Annotated in this window: 12 protein-coding genes; all 12 read right to left on the reverse strand. The window is 67.0% G+C overall.

Annotated elements, in window-relative coordinates:
- Nucleotides 1-395: 395 nt before the first annotated feature.
- A complete protein-coding gene (locus AB0J62_RS06035) occupies nt 396-1,553 on the reverse strand; it encodes a nuclear transport factor 2 family protein (protein ID WP_363864881.1) in 1,158 nt (385 codons plus the stop codon).
- 311 nt (nt 1,554-1,864) lie between these two features.
- On the reverse strand, nt 1,865-5,725 hold the full coding sequence (locus AB0J62_RS06040) for a DNA-directed RNA polymerase subunit beta' (RefSeq protein WP_363864883.1): 3,861 nt from the start codon (nt 5,723-5,725) through the stop codon (nt 1,865-1,867).
- 68 nt (nt 5,726-5,793) lie between these two features.
- Nucleotides 5,794-9,276: a DNA-directed RNA polymerase subunit beta gene (rpoB, locus tag AB0J62_RS06045; protein WP_363864885.1), complete on the reverse strand. Its 3,483-nt coding sequence runs from the start codon at nt 9,274-9,276 to the stop codon at nt 5,794-5,796.
- A gap of 263 nt (nt 9,277-9,539) precedes the next feature.
- A complete protein-coding gene (locus AB0J62_RS06050; RefSeq protein WP_363864887.1) occupies nt 9,540-10,232 on the reverse strand; it encodes a hypothetical protein in 693 nt (230 codons plus the stop codon).
- A complete protein-coding gene (locus AB0J62_RS06055; RefSeq protein WP_363864889.1) occupies nt 10,232-10,702 on the reverse strand; it encodes a hypothetical protein in 471 nt (156 codons plus the stop codon). Before AB0J62_RS06055 ends, AB0J62_RS06050 begins: the two co-directional genes overlap by 1 nt.
- A 17-nt stretch (nt 10,703-10,719) precedes the next feature.
- Entirely contained in the window at nt 10,720-12,009 is a 1,290-nt protein-coding gene (locus AB0J62_RS06060) for an MlaD family protein (RefSeq protein ID WP_363864891.1), read from the reverse strand.
- Nucleotides 12,006-13,250 carry an MCE family protein gene (locus tag AB0J62_RS06065; RefSeq protein WP_363864893.1) on the reverse strand — a complete coding sequence of 415 codons (1,245 nt, stop codon included), beginning with the start codon at nt 13,248-13,250 and terminating at the stop codon, nt 12,006-12,008. Before AB0J62_RS06065 ends, AB0J62_RS06060 begins: the two co-directional genes overlap by 4 nt.
- Nucleotides 13,247-14,437 carry an MCE family protein gene (locus AB0J62_RS06070; RefSeq protein ID WP_363864895.1) on the reverse strand — a complete coding sequence of 397 codons (1,191 nt, stop codon included), beginning with the start codon at nt 14,435-14,437 and terminating at the stop codon, nt 13,247-13,249. The genes AB0J62_RS06065 and AB0J62_RS06070 overlap by 4 nt, the downstream gene beginning before the upstream one ends.
- On the reverse strand, nt 14,437-15,450 hold the full coding sequence (locus tag AB0J62_RS06075) for an MCE family protein (protein ID WP_363864897.1): 1,014 nt from the start codon (nt 15,448-15,450) through the stop codon (nt 14,437-14,439). The genes AB0J62_RS06070 and AB0J62_RS06075 overlap by 1 nt, the downstream gene beginning before the upstream one ends.
- Nucleotides 15,447-16,478, reverse strand: a complete 1,032-nt coding sequence (locus AB0J62_RS06080) for an MlaD family protein (RefSeq protein ID WP_350859598.1) — start codon at nt 16,476-16,478, stop codon at nt 15,447-15,449. The genes AB0J62_RS06075 and AB0J62_RS06080 overlap by 4 nt, the downstream gene beginning before the upstream one ends.
- 160 nt (nt 16,479-16,638) lie before the next feature.
- On the reverse strand, nt 16,639-17,967 hold the full coding sequence (locus AB0J62_RS06085) for an MCE family protein (RefSeq protein WP_363864900.1): 1,329 nt from the start codon (nt 17,965-17,967) through the stop codon (nt 16,639-16,641).
- Nucleotides 17,964-18,782 (reverse strand): ABC transporter permease, encoded by an 819-nt coding sequence (locus tag AB0J62_RS06090; RefSeq protein ID WP_363865151.1) that lies wholly within the window; start codon nt 18,780-18,782, stop codon nt 17,964-17,966. The genes AB0J62_RS06085 and AB0J62_RS06090 overlap by 4 nt, the downstream gene beginning before the upstream one ends.
- Nucleotides 18,783-18,792 lie beyond the last annotated feature (10 nt).

Here is an 18,792-nt window from a genome sequence, read left to right on the forward strand (position 1 = left end):
ACGGCCCAAGGAAGACCCCGGGCACGATCGTTAAGACTAGCGGGTGCCTCAAGCACGGTCAAAATGAGTAATCGACCGGGGTCGAGGAGCTTCCGCTTTTCCAGTGTACAGGGCTCGCGGAGTGGCTCTTCCCGCGAGCGAACCGGCCACCACACCGGCGTCGCGCCGACCGCCGGAACCGCCCTCGGAAAACGCTTCCACAGGCACAGATCGAGCTCCGACGCGCCCCTGACAGGACCGCCTCCCCGGCTTGCCCGGGACCGGGATCAACCCTGTTCGGCTGCGACCAGTCAGGTCTGAGTCGGGTCCACCAGGTGGATCGCCGTCTCATGCAGACGGGCGGCCGAGAGGTCCTCGGCCGCCCGCTCGAACTCGGAGGGACTGTCGATCAGGAGTCAGGCGCGGAACTCGACGTCGGTGATCAGGCCGTCGACGACGCGGTACAGACCGAGCTGCGGGGTGGGCCCGCCGTCGTCGTACGACACCACGTGCTCGACGACCCACTCCCCCAGCATCAGCCGCTGGACGACTTCGGTCTTGCACTGGCCGGCGTCGAAGCGCGGGCGGTAGTGCTCGCGCAGGAACCGCCGGCCCTTCAGCTCGGTGCCGTCGGCGAGCAGGATCCGCGCCGTCGGCGAGTACATGGCCAGGAACGCCTCGAGGTCGTGCGCGTCGAACGCGGCGTGCTCGCGGCTGATCACCCGGGCTGCCGGGGTGTCGGCGGTGACGGCCGCGACCGTCGCCATCCCCAGGTCGGCCAGCGGAGCCTGCACAGAAGCTGCAGAGGGAGCTGTCGAGGGAACTGCAGAAGGAGCCACAGAAGGCGCTACAGAAGGAGCTGGAATGGCTTTGGGGGCCGGGGGTGGGGTCTGCCGGGTAGCGGGGCCGGCAGACGTCTCCTTGACCGCTGTGGCCGGTTTGGCGGCGGACGTCGTCCGCCGGGTCGAGGTCGTCTTCTTGGTGGCCGGGGGTGGGACGAGGAGCTTGCCGTCGTCACCGGGCTCCTGGCCGAGGTGGGCAATAGCCCAGTCCAGAGCCTTGGTGACGGCGGCGCGTGATTCTTCGGTGTGGTCGAGCATGTCGAACCCGTGGTGCCCTTTCGGTACGTCGATGATGTCCAGCGCGGCGCCTCCCGCGGAAACGAACTCCGCGACCGGACCGGCGAGCTCCTCACGCTCGAGTCCAGCTCTGGTCAGCAAAACCGGCAGGTCCTTGTGTTTGCCGATCACTTCGGCGGCGGTTACCAAATCGTCGACACCGGGCGGGGTGGCGAGCAGGGGGTAGGTCAGGGCGACGAACCGCAACCAGTCGGGGCGGCTGTCCAGCCACTCCCCGGCCAGCAGGCCGGCGCCGGAGAAGAACCACAGGCCGACCCGATCAGGGTCCACCCGCGGATCCGAACGCAGTACGCCGACCGCGGCCTCCACCTCGTCCGCGGCCGCGACCAGCCGGTCGAGACCGTGGATCAGGCTGTGGTCGACGACCGCTGCAACCAGGCCACGCCTGGCGGCAGCGGTCGCATAACCCTTGTAGACCGGCCACTCCCGAGGCATGACCTCGAGACCGGCAGGTCCAGGACCCCCGTGCACAAAGAGAATTGCACCGCCTCGGGCGGTCCCGGGCGGGCGGTACAGGTCGATCTCCCCCAAGCGATCGACACGTACATCGGGACCATCCAGAACCCCCAAGACGAAAGGCCGCAGGTAGGCCGGCAGATCCGTCATGCACCAATCTTGGCCTATCCCGCGCACACTTTCAGCCGCCACCCCGAGTGTCTTTCCCAGCCGCCTCCGTCAGGGCCCCGAAATGCCGCGAGGGCGGCACCCCCGGATGGGGATGCCGCCCTCGGCGTTGTGACTGCGAATCAGTTCTGGTACGAACCGAGGTCGAAGTCGTCGAGCGGGACCGACTGGCCCGAGGACGGGCCGAAGTCGTAGTCGTACGACTCGTAGCCGACCATCGAGTACATCGCGGCCTTCGCCTCCTCGGTGGGCTCCACCCGGATGTTGCGGTAACGGTCCATGCCCGTACCGGCCGGGATCAGCTTGCCGATGATGACGTTCTCCTTCAGACCGACCAGCGAGTCGGACTTGCCGTGGATCGCGGCCTCGGTGAGGACGCGGGTCGTCTCCTGGAAGGAGGCGGCCGACAGCCACGACTCGGTCGCCAGCGAGGCCTTGGTGATACCCATCAGCACCGGACGACCCGAGGCCGGCGTACCGCCCTCGGCCACGACGCGGCGGTTCTCCGCCTCGAACATGATCCGGTCCGCGAGCTCACCCGGCAGCAGCTGGGCGTCGCCCGACTCGATCACCGTGACCCGGCGCAGCATCTGCCGGACGATGATCTCGATGTGCTTGTCGTGGATGGCCACACCCTGCGACCGGTACACCTCCTGGACCTCGTCCACCAGGTGCTCCTGCGCCTTGCGGACGCCCAGGATCCGCAGAACCTCCTGCGGGTCCGGCGTACCCTGCGTCAGCTGCTGACCGACCTCGACGTGCTGACCCTCTTCGATCAGCAGGCGGCCACGCTTCGACACCGGGTAGGCGACCTCCTCGGAACCGTCGTCCGGGGTGAGCACCAGCTTCCGGGTCTTGTCGGTGTCCTCGATCGAGATCCGGCCGGCGGCCTCCGAGATCGGCGCCTTGCCCTTGGGCTGGCGGGCCTCGAACAGCTCGACGACACGCGGCAGACCGTGGGTGATGTCATCACCCGCGACACCACCGGTGTGGAAGGTACGCATCGTCAGCTGCGTACCCGGCTCACCGATGGACTGCGCCGCGATGATGCCGACCGCCTCGCCGATGTCGACCGGCTTACCGGTCGCCAGCGAACGGCCGTAGCACTTCGCGCAGGTACCGGTCTTGGCGTCACAGGTGAGCACCGACCGGACCTTGACCTCCTCGATCCCGGCCGCGACCAGCTTCGCGATCGACACGTCACCCAGGTCGGCGCCGCCGGCGAGCACGACGTTGCCGTCGGCGTCCAGGGCGTCGGTGGCCAGGGTCCGCGCGTACGCGCTGGTCTCCACGTTCTCGGCGTGCACGACCTTGCCGCTCGGGTCCTTCTCGCCGATCTGCTTCGGCAGGCCCCGCTCGGTGCCGCAGTCCTCCTCGCGGATGATCACGTCCTGCGAGACGTCCACCAGACGACGGGTCAGGTAACCCGAGTCGGCGGTCCGCAGCGCGGTGTCGGCCAGACCCTTCCGCGCACCGTGGGTGGCGATGAAGTACTCGACCACCGACAGGCCCTCGCGGAAGTTGGACTTGATCGGCCGGGCGATGATCTCGCCCTTCGGGTTGGCCACCAGACCACGCATACCGGAGATCTGCCGGATCTGCATCATGTTGCCTCGGGCACCGGAGTGCACCATCATCCAGATCGGGTTGTCCTTGGCGAAGTTCTCCTCCATCGCCTTACCGACCTCGGCGTTGGCGCCGGTCCAGATCTCGATCAGCTCCTGGCGCCGCTCGGACGAGGTGATCAGACCCCGCTCGAACTGCTTCTGGACCTTCTCGGCCTGGGCCTCGTACCGAGCCATGATCTCCGGCTTGGACGGCGGCGTGCTGAAGTCGTCGATCGACACGGTCACCCCGGAACGGGTGGACCAGTAGTAACCGAGGTCCTTCAGCGCGTCGAGGGCGTGTGCGACCTCGACCTTGGTGTACCGCTCCGCCAGGTCGTTGACGATCCCGCCGAGCTGCTTCTTGCCCACCTCGGTGTCGACGAACGGGTAGTCCGCCGGCAGCGCCTCGTTGAACAGCGCCCGGCCCAGCGTGGTCTCCAGCGCGAAGCCGCCGTCGGCCAGCTCGACCGCCTCGGCCGGTGCCGCGGAACCGCTCAGCCGCAGCGTGATCTTGGCCTGCAGCGCCAGCTCGTGGCGGTCGAAGGCCATGATCGCCTCGGCCACCGAGCTGAACGCCCGGCCCTCGCCCTTGGCGCCGTCCTTCAGCATCGTCAGGAAGTAGATGCCGATGATCATGTCCTGCGTCGGCATCGTGACCGGACGGCCGTCGGCCGGCTTCAGGATGTTGTTGGTCGACAGCATCAGGATCCGGGCCTCGGCCTGCGCCTCGGCCGACAGCGGCAGGTGCACCGCCATCTGGTCACCGTCGAAGTCCGCGTTGAACGCGGAGCAGACGAGCGGGTGGATCTGGATCGCCTTGCCCTCGATCAGCTGCGGCTCGAACGCCTGGATACCCAGCCGGTGCAGGGTTGGTGCACGGTTGAGCAGAACCGGGTGCTCGGTGATGACCTCTTCCAGCACGTCCCAGACCTGGGCGCGCTGACGCTCGACCATCCGCTTGGCGGACTTGATGTTCTGCGCGTGGTTGAGGTCGACCAGCCGCTTCATCACGAACGGCTTGAACAGCTCCAGCGCCATCGCCTTCGGCAGACCGCACTGGTGCAGCTTCAGCTGCGGGCCGACCACGATGACCGAACGGCCCGAGTAGTCGACGCGCTTGCCCAGCAGGTTCTGACGGAACCGGCCCTGCTTGCCCTTGAGCATGTCGGACAGCGACTTCAGCGGCCGGTTGCCCGGGCCGGTGACCGGACGACCACGGCGGCCGTTGTCGAACAGCGCGTCGACGGCCTCCTGCAGCATCCGCTTCTCGTTGTTGACGATGATCTCCGGCGCGCCCAGGTCGAGCAGCCGCTTGAGCCGGTTGTTCCGGTTGATCACCCGGCGGTACAGGTCGTTCAGGTCCGAGGTGGCGAACCGGCCACCGTCGAGCTGAACCATCGGCCGCAGGTCCGGCGGGATCACCGGGACGCAGTCGAGCACCATGCCCATCGGGCTGTTGTTGGTGGCCAGGAACGCCGTGACGACCTTGAGCCGCTTCAGGGCACGCGTCTTGCGCTGGCCCTTACCGGTCTTGATCGTCTCGCGCAGGTTGTCCGCCTCGGCCTTCAGGTCGAAGGTCTCCAGCCGGCGCTGGATCGCGGCGGCACCCATGGCGCCCTCGAAGTACTTGCCGAACCGCTCCTTCATGGCGCGGTAGAGGATCTCGTCGCCCTCCAGGTCCTGGACCTTGAGGTTCTTGAACCGGGTCCAGACCTCGTCGAGCCGGTCGATCTCGCGCTGCGCGCGGTCGCGCAGCTGCTTGACCTCACGCTCGGCGCCTTCCTTCACCTTGCGGCGTACGTCGGCCTTGGCGCCCTCGGCCTCGAGCTGCGCCAGGTCCTCCTCGAGCTTCTTCATCCGCTGCTCGATGTCGTTGTCACGACGGTTCTCGAGCTGCTTGCGCTCCACGTCCACCCGGCCCTCGAGCGAGGACAGGTCGCGGTGCCTGGCCTCGTCGTCGACGTCGGTGATCATGTACGCCGCGAAGTAGATGACCTTCTCCAGGTCCTTCGGGGCGAGGTCGAGCAGGTAGCCGAGCCGCGACGGGACACCCTTGAAGTACCAGATGTGGGTGACCGGCGCGGCCAGCTCGATGTGGCCCATCCGCTCGCGGCGCACCTTGGAGCGGGTGACCTCGACGCCACACCGCTCGCAGATGATGCCCTTGAAGCGAACGCGCTTGTACTTGCCGCAGTAGCACTCCCAGTCCCGGGTGGGACCGAAGATCTTCTCGCAGAAGAGACCGTCACGCTCGGGCTTGAGCGTCCGGTAGTTGATCGTCTCCGGCTTCTTGACCTCGCCGTGCGACCACTGGCGGATCTCATCCGCGGTCGCCAGGCCGATCCGAAGCTCGTCGAAGAAGTTCACGTCGAGCACGATGTGTTATCTCCCGTTGCTAAAAGTGGTCTGAGTGAGTTGGTTGTTGATCTCAAGCGGCAACCCGCTCAGACCTCCTCGACACTGTTCGGCTCGCGCCGGGACAGGTCGATGCCCAGTTCCTCTGCCGCCCGGAAGACGTCCTCCTCGCTGTCGCGCATCTCGACCCGGCTTCCGTCGGACGAGAGCACCTCGACATTGAGGCAGAGGGACTGCATTTCCTTGACCAGAACCTTGAACGACTCCGGGATACCCGGCTCCGGGATGTTCTCGCCCTTGACGATCGCTTCGTACACCTTGACCCGGCCGACGACATCGTCGGACTTGATCGTCAGCAGTTCCTGCAGCGCGAAGGCGGCACCGTAGGCCTCGAGGGCCCACACCTCCATCTCGCCGAACCGCTGGCCGCCGAACTGGGCCTTACCGCCCAGCGGCTGCTGCGTGATCATCGAGTACGGACCGGTCGAACGCGCGTGGATCTTGTCGTCGACCAGGTGGTGCAGCTTCAGGATGTACATGTAGCCGACACCGATCGGGTCCGGGAACGGCTCACCCGAACGGCCGTCGAACAGGCGCGCCTTGCCCTGCCCGTTGACCATCCGGACACCGTCCCGGTTCGGCAGCGTGGAGGACAGCAGGCCGGTGACCTCGTCCTCGGTCGCGCCGTCGAAGACCGGGGTGGCGACGTTCGTCATCGGCTCGGCCGAGCCGGCGCCGATCTTGATCAGCCGCTGCGCCCACTCCTCCTCGTTCTCCGGGTCGACCTCCCAGCCGCGGGAGGCGATCCAGCCGAGGTGGGTCTCCAGCACCTGGCCGACGTTCATCCGGCCGGGCACGCCCAGCGGGTTGAGGATCACGTCGACGTGGGTGCCGTCCTCGAGGAACGGCATGTCCTCGACCGGAAGGATCTTGGAGATGACGCCCTTGTTGCCGTGCCGGCCGGCCAGCTTGTCGCCGACCGAGATCTTCCGCTTCTGGGCCACGTACACGCGGACCAGCTGGTTGACGCCCGGCGGCAGCTCGTCGCCGTTGTCGCGGTCGAAGACGCGGACACCGATGACGGTGCCCTCCTCGCCGTGCGGCACCTTCAGCGACGTGTCGCGGACCTCGCGCGCCTTCTCACCGAAGATCGCGCGGAGCAGCCGCTCCTCCGGGGTCAGCTCGGTCTCGCCCTTCGGGGTGACCTTGCCGACCAGGATGTCGCCGGTGGTGACCTCGGCGCCGATCCGGATGATGCCGCGCTCGTCCAGGTCGGACAGCATCTCGTCGGAGACGTTCGGGATGTCCCGGGTGATCTCCTCCGGACCCAGCTTGGTGTCACGAGCGTCGACCTCGTGCTCCTCGATGTGGATCGAGGTCAGCAGGTCCTGCTGTACGACGCGCTGGCTGAGGATGATCGCGTCCTCGTAGTTGTAGCCCTCCCACGTCATGAACGCGACCAGCATGTTCCGGCCGAGAGCCATCTCGCCCTCGTCGGTGCACGGACCGTCGGCCAGCGGCGTACCGACCTCGACCCGCTGCCCGGCGTCGACCAGCGGACGCTGGTTGATGCAGGTGCCCTGGTTCGAGCGGCGGAACTTCGCCATCCGGTAGGTCTGGTACGTGCCGTCGTCGGCGGCGATCTCGATCAGGTCGGCCGAGACCTCCTTGACCACACCCGCCTTGTCGGAGACAACCACGTCTCCGGCGTCGACCGCACCGCGGAACTCCATGCCGGTGCCGACCAGCGGCGCGTCCGAGGTGATCAGCGGCACCGCCTGGCGCTGCATGTTCGAACCCATCAGCGCGCGGTTGGCGTCGTCGTGCTCGAGGAACGGGATCAGGGCCGTCGCGACCGACACCATCTGGCGCGGCGAGACGTCCATGTAGTCCACGTCGTCGACCGGCACGAGCTCGACCTCACCGTGGCGGCGACGGACCAGCACGCGCTCCTCGGCGAACCGGTTCTCGTCGTTCAGCGCGGCGTTGGCCTGCGCGATGACGAACCTGTCCTCCTCGTCGGCGGTCAGGTAGTCGACCTGGTCGGTGACCTGGCCGTCGACGACCTTGCGGTACGGCGTCTCGACGAAGCCGAACGCGTTCACCCGGCCGTACGACGCGAGCGAGCCGATCAGGCCGATGTTCGGGCCTTCCGGGGTCTCGATCGGGCACATCCGGCCGTAGTGGGACGGGTGCACGTCGCGGACCTCGAAGCCGGCCCGCTCACGGCTCAGACCACCCGGGCCGAGCGCGTTCAGCCGGCGCTTGTGGGTCAGACCCGCGACCGGGTTCGTCTGGTCCATGAACTGCGACAGCTGGGAGGTGCCGAAGAACTCCTTCAGCGCCGCCACCACCGGACGGATGTTGATCAGGGTCTGCGGCGTGATCGCCTCGACGTCCTGGGTCGTCATCCGCTCGCGGACCACCCGCTCCATCCGGGCCAGGCCGGTGCGGAGCTGGTTCTGGATCAGCTCGCCGACCGTACGCAGACGGCGGTTGCCGAAGTGGTCGATGTCGTCTTCCTCGACGACGATCTCGCCCTTCGGTGCGGGCAGCTCGGTCTTGCCTTCGTGCAGCGCGACCAGGTACTTGATCGTGGCGACGATGTCGTCGACGGTCAGCACCGCCATGTCGTGCGCCTCGTCACGGCCGAGCTTCTTGTTGATCTTGTAGCGACCGACCTTGGCCAGGTCGTAGCGCTTGCCGTTGAAGTAGTAGTTCTCCAGCAGCGCCTGCGCGGCCTCGCGGGTCGGCGGCTCACCCGGACGCAGCTTGCGGTAGATGTCCAGCAGCGCGTCGTCCTGCCCGGAGGTGTGGTCCTTCTCCAGGGTCAGCCGGATCGACTCGTACTCGCCGAACTCCTCCAGGATCTGCGCGTCGGTCCAGCCGAGCGCCTTGAGCAGCACGGTGACGTTCTGCTTGCGCTTGCGGTCGAGGCGGACGCCGACCATGTCGCGCTTGTCCACCTCGAACTCCAGCCACGCGCCGCGCGACGGGATGATCTTGGCGGTGAAGATGTCCTTGTCGGACGTCTTGTCCGGGGTGCGCTCGAAGTACACACCGGGCGAGCGGACGAGCTGGGACACGACGACCCGCTCGGTGCCGTTGATGACGAAGGTGCCCTTGCGCGTCATCAGCGGGAAGTCGCCCATGAAGACGGTCTGGCTCTTGATCTCACCGGTTTCGTTGTTCATGAACTCGGCGGTGACGAACAGTGGCGCGGAGTACGTGACGTCGCGCTCCTTGCATTCGTCGACCGTGTTCTTCGGAGGCTCGAAGCGGTGGTCGCGGAACGACAGCGACATGGTGCCGCTGAAGTCCTCGATCGGGGAGATCTCCTCGAAAATCTCTTCCAGGCCGCTGGGGCCGGACAGGTCCGACCGCCCCTCGGCCTCGGCGGCGGCCACACGGGCCTGCCAGGTTTCGTTACCGACCAGCCAGTCGAAACTATCCACCTGAAGCGCAAGCAGATCCGGAACCTGGAGCGGCTCGGAGATCTTTGCGAAGGAGATGCGGCGGGGGCCGGTGACGTTGGAAATGCTGTCGGACTGGGGGTTGCGCGAGGCGACCAAGGGGCGTCCTTCCACGGGCTCGCAAAATCACATCGGTGCTGGGAGCGCACGCCAAGCCGCCCCAGTCAAGTCGAGACCCGAAGCCGAGGCGAGGAAAAAGGCAGCGCAAAGCAATAGGCTACATGATCCAGGCAAGCCTGTCCAATGGGGTCCAATAGTTTGCCGTTGGACCACCCTGTCCGTCAAGGACCGACCCGGGGTCTCCAGTGGGTAGATCACCCACGAGACATCCAGCGTCCTCTTGGTGCGGAGTCACCTAGAGATTACAGTCCGGCGATCTCTTGGACCAGCCATCGGTCGCCGTTTCGGACCATTGTGAACCGGGTCCGGTTCAGATCCACCCGGGGACTACCCTTCGTGATCGTACTGGTGGTGGTCTGGTTGACGAAGATGATCAGCGTGACCCGGTCGGCGTCGCCGTCGCGGACCCCGACCTCGCGGACGTCGGCCTTCACAGTGGCCTTGGTCTTGGTGGCCAGCTCGCCGGCCACCTTGGCGGTGGCGTCGAACTTCTGGGCGAAGTCCGGCGTCATCGTCGCGCGGGCCGCGGCGAAGCTTTTGTCCAGGTCACGGTAGTCGTAGCTGAGTGCGGTCTCGGCCGCTTTCCGGCCCGCGGCGGCGGCCTGGTCGCGAGCGTCCTCGGCCTGCTTCCCGTGCCACGCCTTGACCCCGAGCACAGCCGCGACGACCAGCGTGATGACGACGACCAGACCGAGGGCCGCCAGCAGTACGTCGCTCTGCCGACGGTCACGCTGTGTGACGACAGGAGCCTCGGGTTCGGGCTTCTGAGGCTCGGGTGTGGCTGGTGTCACATCCTCCGCAGGGGTATCGGACACCTTTTCTTCGACGACCGGGGTCTCGTTCTCCTCGACGACCCGGGTCTCGTCCAGCGTGGGCGTCGTCCCGGAGGTGCGGCGCTGGCCTGCGATGCGGGGGCGGTTGCGTCGGTCTGCCATCAGCCCACCACCTGGAGGTCGGCGGTCAGCCAGTGGTCCTTCTCCCGGACCAGGTCCAGCTTGATCCGGTACCGGCGTTCGACCCCGTCGGTCGAGGCCGTGTTCGTCACCACTGCGTTCACGATCACCAGCACCTGGGCGGAGTCCTTGTCGTTCGAGACCACGGCGGCCTCCTTCACGTCCCCCTTGGAGGTCGCCTTGTTGGCCACCACGTCGGTCTTCACGGCGTCGATCCCGGACTGGAACTCCTGTTTGAACTGCCCGGTCGAGTCGTCCAGCACCCGCTTCGAGTCCGCGTCCCAGGTCTGGTAGTCGTACGTCGTGAAGTCCAGCGCCAACTGCCGCGCGGCCTTCATCGCGCCGTCGCGCTGTGAGTCGGCGGCCCGCTGCTTGCTCAGGCCGACCACCGACAGCGTCAGGCCGGCGAGCGCCACCAGGAGCAGCACGCTGAGCGCCCACGCCAGAATCATCCGGCCGTTCCGTGCGATCACTTGCTCGTCACCGGTCCGAGGATCAGGGCCTTCCAGGAGTCACTGCCGAGCAGCTCCTCCTGTCCGCCGGTCGAGCCGAGCGTCAGCGCCGGCATTCCGCCCGACCCGCCGGCCTCGCCGGTCACCGGGTCGTACCCGACGCCGTAGCCGGTCCGGTTCAGATCCCGCGACGACGGGCTCGGCTTGTTCTGCGAGCCGCGGACGTTGATCCCGCTCGACGGGCTCGCCGTACAGCGGGCGTTGGTGTTGGCCGGGGTGTTCGCGGTGTTCTGCGGGACCCGCTTGGCGGTGCCGCCGTACCCGGGCCGGCAGGCCGGCGGGGTCAGACCGACGACCAGGCCGAAGTGCGCGTCGTAATGCCCCGTGCCCGGGTCCTTGGCCGGTACGACGTACCCGCCCATCGCCACCGCCGGGTAGACGACGAACAGCTGCTCGACGGCATCCAGCCGGACCGCGGTCAGTTCGCTCACCGTCAGCAGGTTACCCAGCAGCACCGCGATGTCCGCGCGGTTGTCCTGGATCAGGCCGGTGAGCTGGGTGGATGCGAGCGAGCCCTGGTCGATCACCTTGCGCAGGTTCGCGTCGGAGCTGACCAGGGTGTCGGACAGCAGCGCGAGGTTCTTCGCCCAGGTCTTGATCGCGTCGCCGCTGGCCACCTGGGTGGCGAGTACGGTGTCGCCGTCGTTGATCAGCTTGATCGTCTGCAGCACGTTCGCGTCCGCGGTGTCGATCAGCTGTCCGGAGCTGTCGATGATCTTCTGCAGGTCGGCGCCCTTGCCCTTCAGCGCCTCACCCAGCTCGCGGACGGTCGTCCGTAGGCTGTTCTTGTCGACCGAGTTCACCAGCTGGTCGAGGTTGAGCAGCAGCTCGGTGGTGTCGATCGGTACGGCGGTGTCCTGGCGCGCGATCTTCGAGTTGTTCTGCAGGTACGGCGCTCCGTCGCGGCGCGGCTGCAGGTCGACGTACTGCTCGCCGATCGCGGATCGGTTCGCGACCACGGCCATCAGGTCGTTCGGGATCTTGAACTTCTTCTCGATCACGAGGTTCACGTCGACGCCGTCGGACAGCAGCTTGAGCTGACCGACCCGGCCGACCGGCTGGCCGCGGTACGTCACCTCGGCGCCGGAGAAGATGCCGCCGGACTCGGCGAAGCTCGCGCTGACCGTGTAGTCGGTGTCGACGATCAGCTTGTCGACCTGGGCGTACTTCGCGCCGACGAACGCGACGCCGACGACGGTGATCAGCAGGAACACCATCAGCTGGATCCGGACGGCTCTGGTGATCATTTGACCGCCCCCGGCATCAGCGCACGGGCCAGGTCGGGATCGAACCCGGACCGCTTCAGTTGCGGCGTGCAGACCGGCAGGCCGAGCACGGTGATGCAGGTGGTCGCCGTACCGGTCGGGACCGGGAGCGTCGGCAGCACGCCGCTCTTGCCCGGACTGGTCGGCAGGTGCACCGGGAGGCTGATCCGGCCGGTCGGCAGCGCGGTCGGGCCGACCGTCGGCAGGTCCAGGCCGAGCAGACCCTTGAGCGCTTTCTGGGTGTTCACGTCGAGGGTGATCCCGAGGTTGGTGAAGTCGCCCTTCGCGGCGTTGGCAGCCTGGTCCGGGAACGGATAGGTGAACAGCAGCTCCAGCGACTTCGGCAGGTTCGCCCCGGCCTCGGCCAGCTTGGTCAGGATCGGGTACAGCGACTGCAGGTTGGCCACCAGGTCCTTCTGCGCCGAGGTGATCACCCGGGTCGCGGTGTTGCCCAGCGTCGCCAGCGCCTGCAGCGTCTTGACCAGCGCGGCCCGCTGCTTGTCCAGGGTCGCGATCGACTTCGGTAGCGAGTCGATCGCGGTCGCCAGCGTCGCCTTCTGCGCGTTGAGCTTCTTGGCCAGCGCATCCACCGAGGTGATCGCGGTGACGATCCGGGCCTTGTTCTGGTCCAGGGTGCCGACGAAGGTGTTCAGCTGGGTCAGCACGTCCCGGATGGCCGGCTCGTTGCCGGTCAGCGCCTTGTTCAGCTCCTGGGTGATGATCTGCAGCTGGGCCACGCCGCCGCCGTTCAGCAGCAGCGAGAGCGCGGACAGGACTTCCTCGACCTCGACGTTGCTGGTCGTCCGCGACAACGGGATCAGTTCGCCGTTCTCGAGCTTGCCGCGCGGCTGCTCGGACCCGGTCGGCCGCGACAGCGACACGAACTTCTCGCCGAGCAGGCTGGTCTGGCGGATCGTGGCGTGCGTGTTGTCCGGCAGCGCGAGGCTCTTCGGCAGCTTGATCCGCACCTTCGCGACGTACCCGTCCAGCCAGACCTTCTCGACCGTGCCGACGGTGACGTCGTCCACCTTCACCGTCGACTTCGGCACCAGGTCCAGGACGTCGGCGAACTCGACGGTGACCGTGTACGACGGGCCCTTGATCTTCGCGCCACCGGGCAACGGCAGCGAGTACACGCTGAAGTCGCAGCCGGTCAGCAGGGTCGCAAGCGCGATCACGCCGGCGACGATCGACGTACGGCGCTGGATTCTGGGGAGCTTCACTTGACCAGCCCCCCGAGCGTCGGATCGACCGGGTCGGGGCTGTTCAGCGGGGCCTTCGGCAGCGGGGCCCACGGCGTACCGGCCGGGCCGCCGCTCACGGGCGCGTTGGCGCCGGTCAGCTGGGTGATCAACGGCAGCTTGGCCAGGGCGTCGAGGACCGGCTTCAGCGCCGAGCAGGTAGACATCGACTGGTTCGCCTGCAACAGGATCGAGCAGATGAACGTCGCCGGGTCGTCGAGCTGAGCCAGGTTGATGCGCTGGTCCAGCGTGCCGAACTGCGGGTTGTAGATCCGGGCCAGGTTGCCGAGGCCGAGCGGAGCGGTGTCGAGCACCTCGGCGATCGCGGCCTTCTCCTTGACCAGGATCTGCGACAGCTGGGTCGCACTGCTGACCGTGGTCTTCACCAGACCGCGGTTGTCCTTGACGAACGTCGCGACCTCGCCGAGCGCGGTCGCCAGCAGCGACAACGCGGAGCCGAGGTCCTGACGCTCACCGGCCAGCGTGGTCGAGACCGAGGCGAAGTTCGAGTTGAACTGCCGGACCAGCTGGTCGTTCGCCGCCAGCGCGGACACGAACGTCTGCAGCTGCCGGATCGTATTGAACAGTGCGGACGAGTTGCCCGACAGCGTGCTGGTGAGCTTCGAGACGTCGGTGATGGTCTGGTTCAGCTTGGCGCCCTGACCGTTCAGGTTCTTCGCCGAGACGTCCAGGAGTCGCGCCAGTGCGCCCTGGTCGTTCGCGCCCTTCGGCCCGAGCGCCACGGACAGGTCGTTCAGGCTCTGGTAGATCTGGTCGAGCTCCAGCGGTACGGCGGTGCGCTCGATCGGGATCTGTGCGCCGTCGGCCATCACAGCGCCCTTGGAGTACGCCGGGGTGAGCTGGATATACCGGTCAGCGACGATCGACGGCGAGGCGATGACGGCCTTCGCGGTCGCCGGCACCTTGTGCTTGGCGTCCCACCAGAACTTCACCCGGACGGTCCGCCCGGCCGGGGTGATGCTCTCCACCTCGCCGACCTTGATTCCGAGGATCCGGACGTCGGACCCGGGATACACCGAGACCGCCCGCGGGAAGTACGCCGTCGCGGTCACCCGGTCGGGCTTCGGCCACAGCGTCACGGCGCTGACCGCGAGGATCACCACGACCACGCCGATCGCGATCAGCCGGGACAGGGCGTTGACCTTCATCAGCCGCCACCTCCCAGGATCGCCGGCAGGCCGGGAATCGGCACCTTCGGCAGCGGGATCTCCGGGACCGGCGCCAGGTTCTGCAGGTAGGTGTCGAACCACGGCCCGGTGCCGAGCGTGTTGGTGAAGACCCGGACGAACGGCGCCAGGCCCTTGATGCTCGCGTCCAGGGAGTTCTGGTTCTGCAGCAGGACGGCGAGCACCGCGTTGACCTTCTGCAGCGTCGGGGCGAGGTCCTTGCGGTTCTCCCGGACCAGCGCGGTGATCTGCGAGGCCAGCTGCTGCGTCGACACCAGCAACTGGTGGATCAGCGCCCGCCGCGCCTGGACGGCCTGGAACACGGTGTTGCCGTCCTTCATCAGCTTGATCAGCTGCTGATTGCGGTCGGCAAGGACCTTGGTGACCACGTTCGAGTGCTGGAGCAACAACTTGAGCTGCTCGTCCCGGGCGGCCACATTGCGCGACAGCCGGGAGAGCCCGGTCAGCGAGGCCTGCACCTCCTCGGGCGTGTTCTTGAACGTCGCCGAGAGCGTGTCCAGGGCCTTGGCCAGCTGGGCGGTGTTGATCCGCTCGGTCGTGTTGGCAAGGTCGGTGAACGCGTCCACGACGTCGTACGCCGAAACCGTCCGCGCCAGCGGGATCTCCGAACCGGGCTTGAGCTTGCCCTGACCGGCCGGGTCGAGCTTCAGGTACTTCTGCCCGAGCAGGGTCTTGATCTTCATCTCGGCGCCGGTCTGGTCGCCGAGCTTCACGCCCTTGTCGACCACGAAGTCGACCCGGACGTGGCTGCCCTCGAGCTCGACCTTGCGGACCTTGCCGACGCGGACACCGGCCACTCGGATCTCGTCGTTCGCCTTCAGGCCGCCGGCCTCGGAAAACTGCGCGGAGTACTTCGTGCCGCCGCCGATCAGCGGCAGGTCCTGGGCCTTGAACGCGGCCAGCATGATCAGGCCGATGACGGTCAGGCCGATCACGCCGATCGTCACCTGGTTCTGCTCGCGGAACGGCTTCACTTCTTGCACCTCGCCGAGTTGAGGTCGTAGGCGACCGGAACGCGGGTCCCCGTCGGCAGCGTGACGTTGCCGTCGAAGTTGCACAGGTAGAAGTTGAACCAGGAGCCGTACGACGCGGTGCGGGTCATCGTGTTCAGCTTCTGCGGCATGAACTGCAGCGTCTTCACCCAGATCGCCTGGGTGTCGTCGAGTGTCGAGGCGGTGATCCGGAGCTTGTCCAGGTCGGCCTTGATCGGCACCCGGGTCTGTTGCAGCAGGCCGGCTGTCTTGGTGTTCAGCGAGTTGATCGAGCCGAGCGAGTTCAGAATCGGGGTGACGTCCTGGCTCAGGCCGGTGATGAACTGCTGCAGGTTGACCAGCAACTGGGAGAAGTTCTGCTGCCGCTGCGAGACGATCTGCAACGTCGAGGTCAGGTTCGTGATCAGGTCGCCGATCACCTGGTCCGCGTCGGCCAGCGTGGTGGTCAGCGACGCGGTCTTGGCCAGCAGCGACTCGATCGTGCCGCCCTCGCCCTGCAGCACCTTGATCACCTCGAACGCGAACTGGTTCACGTCCGCGGGCGTCAGCGCGGTGAACAGCGGCTTGAAGCCGTTGAACAGCACCGACAGGTCCAGCGCGGGGGTCGTGTGCTCCTTCGGGATGATCCCGTTCTTCTTCAGCCGCTGACCGCCGCCGACGCCGTCGGTCAGCGCGATGTACCGGTTGCCGACCAGGTTCCGGTAGCGCAGCGTGGCGTGCGTCGAGGTGTCGACGACCTGGTCGGAGTCGACACTGAACGTCACCATCGCCAACGTGTCCTGGTACAGCTGGATCTTGTCGACCTGGCCGACCTTCACACCCGCGATCCGGATGTCGTCACCCTGGTTCAGCCCGACCGCGTCGGTGAACACGGCCCGGTACTTCGTTGTCGAGTTGAAGGTGATGTTGCCGATCGTCACCGCGAGCAACGCGGTCGCGATCGTGGTCACCACCACGAAGATCCCGAGCCGGACGGTGTCGAAGGTCGTCTTCTTGTCGAAGAAGCTCATGAGATGACCCCCCTCGGCTGTTGGTGCGTAGCTCGGGTGTCCAGGTGGGTGCATCGCAAGGCGGAGGAGGGGCGCGATGCGGGTTTCATCGTGCCCCGACGACAACGCGGCGAGGTGCCCGCCTGGGCGCCGGAGATGCGTGCCGAATAGTCGAGGGGGGTCATCCTAGATTCACCTGGCCTCCGCGCAGGAGCGGGCCGACCAGTAGCGTGGTCAGGTCCGGTACGTCGCTCGGTGCCAGACCCATCTCCGGGCCGACGACCGAATCGACGACCTTCTGCTCGGCCGGCGTGCCGACGCCCTGGGTGTCCATCGCGAACCCGGGCATCGCGCGGTTCAGCTGCACGTTGAGCGGGAAGCGCTGGTTCTTGTTGTGGTCGCCGATCACGCCGTCGTCACCGGTCACGTAGGGCGCCGGGTTCTGCTGGTTGTACGGGCCGGGCTTCTCCCCCGGGACGCTGTAGTTCCTGCCGACACAGGTCGGGCCGCGGTGGTCCTTGTACGCCGGGAGCTCGTTCGGCTCGTACGGCGTGGGCTGGTTGGTGATCAATTCGAGGTTGATGTTCAGCCGGCCGTCGCGGAACGTGTCGTTGAGGATCGGTGCGGTGTCGGACATCACCTGGAGGAAGCACGGCACCTCGGGCGAGTACTTCTCGAGCAGGTCGAGCACCGGGCGGCTGACCTGGCCGAGCCGGATCACGCGGTCCTCGTTCTCCTTGAGGAACGCGTTGCCGGTCGTCGACAGGTTCTGCACGTTGCCGAAGAACTGCTGCAGTTGCTGTTCCTTCTCCACCACGGTGTTGCCGGTGATGGTCAGGTTGCGCAGGGCACGGACCAGGTCGGGCGTGACGTCGCCGTACAGATCGGAGACCTGGGTGAGTTTGACCAGGGCGTCCATCAGCTTGGGGATGCTCGGGTTCAGCTTCTTCAGGTACCCGTCGAGCTGGGTCAGCGTGCCGGCGATCTCGGTGCCGCGGCCCTCGAGGGCGGTCGCCAGCGTGTTCAGCGTGGCGTTCAGGTCGGCCGGGTCGACGGCCTGCAGCAGCGGCAGCGCGTCGTTCAGCACCTTCTCGATCTCGATGCCGACCGCGGTCTTGTCCCGGCTGATCACGTCGCCGGCCTTGATGTGGCGGCCTTCCGGTCCGCTCGGCGGCACGAGTGCGACGTACTTCTCGCCGAACAGCGTCTTCGGCAGGATCCGCGCGCTGACCGCGCTGGAGATCTCGTCGACCTGATCGGGCTTCAGCGAGAGCTTGACGGTCGCCTCGTCGCCGTCGGTGGAGACCCCGCGGACCTCGCCGACGATGATCCCGCGCAGCTTCACGTCCGCGTGGTCGTTCAGCTGCAGACCGATGTGGCTGGTCTTCAGCTCGACGTCGACGGTCTTGGTGAAGACCTTCGCGTAGAACGCGTAGGTCAGCCACAGCAGGAAGCACAGCACGCCGATGAAGGCGACGCCGAGGATCTTGTGCGAGATCAATCGGGTCATCCGGCCAACCTCACCGTGGTCGTCGTACCCCAGATGGCCATCGACAGCAGCAGGTCGACGACGTTGATCACGACGATCGACGTCCGTACGGCGCGACCGACCGCGACGCCGACGCCGGCCGGACCGCCGGTCGCGTGGTAGCCGTGGTAGCAGTGCACCAGGATGACCAGCACAGAGAAGACCAGCACCTTGCCGAACGACCAGAGCACGTCTCCGGGTGGCAGGAACAGATGGAAGTAGTGGTCGTACGTGCCGGTGCTCTGCCCGTAGAACGTGGTGACCGTGAGCCGCGTGGCGAAGTACGACGCGAGCAGGCCGACGACGTACAGCGGGATGACGGCGATGAGCCCCGCGATGATGCGGGTGGTGACGAGGAACGGCAGCGACGGGATCGCCATCACCTCGAGGGCGTCGATCTCCTCGCTGATCCGCATCGCGCCGAGCTGTGCGGTGAAACCACAACCGACGGTCGCGGCGAGCGCGATACCTGCGATCAGCGGGCCGATCTCACGGGTGTTGATGTACGCCGAGACGAAGCCGGCGAACGCCGACGTCCCGATCTGGTTCAGCGCCGAGTAGCCCTGCAGGCCGACCTCGGTGCCGGTGAAGAAGGCCAGGAACGTGATCACGCCGACCGTGCCGCCGATGACCGCGAGCGCGCCGGTGCCCAGCGTCACCTCGGCCAGCAGCCGGAAGATCTCCTTGCGGTACCGGGTGACGGACTTGCCGGACCAGGCGAGCGCCTTTATGTAGAACGCGAGCTGCTCGCCGAGGTGGTCGAGCGAGTTCAGCGGCTTCTTGACCAGGTTGTCCATCAGGGCCGAC

This window comes from Kribbella sp. NPDC049584, assembly GCF_040675555.1.
In the GTDB taxonomy this organism is placed as follows: Bacteria; Actinomycetota; Actinomycetes; order Propionibacteriales; family Kribbellaceae; genus Kribbella.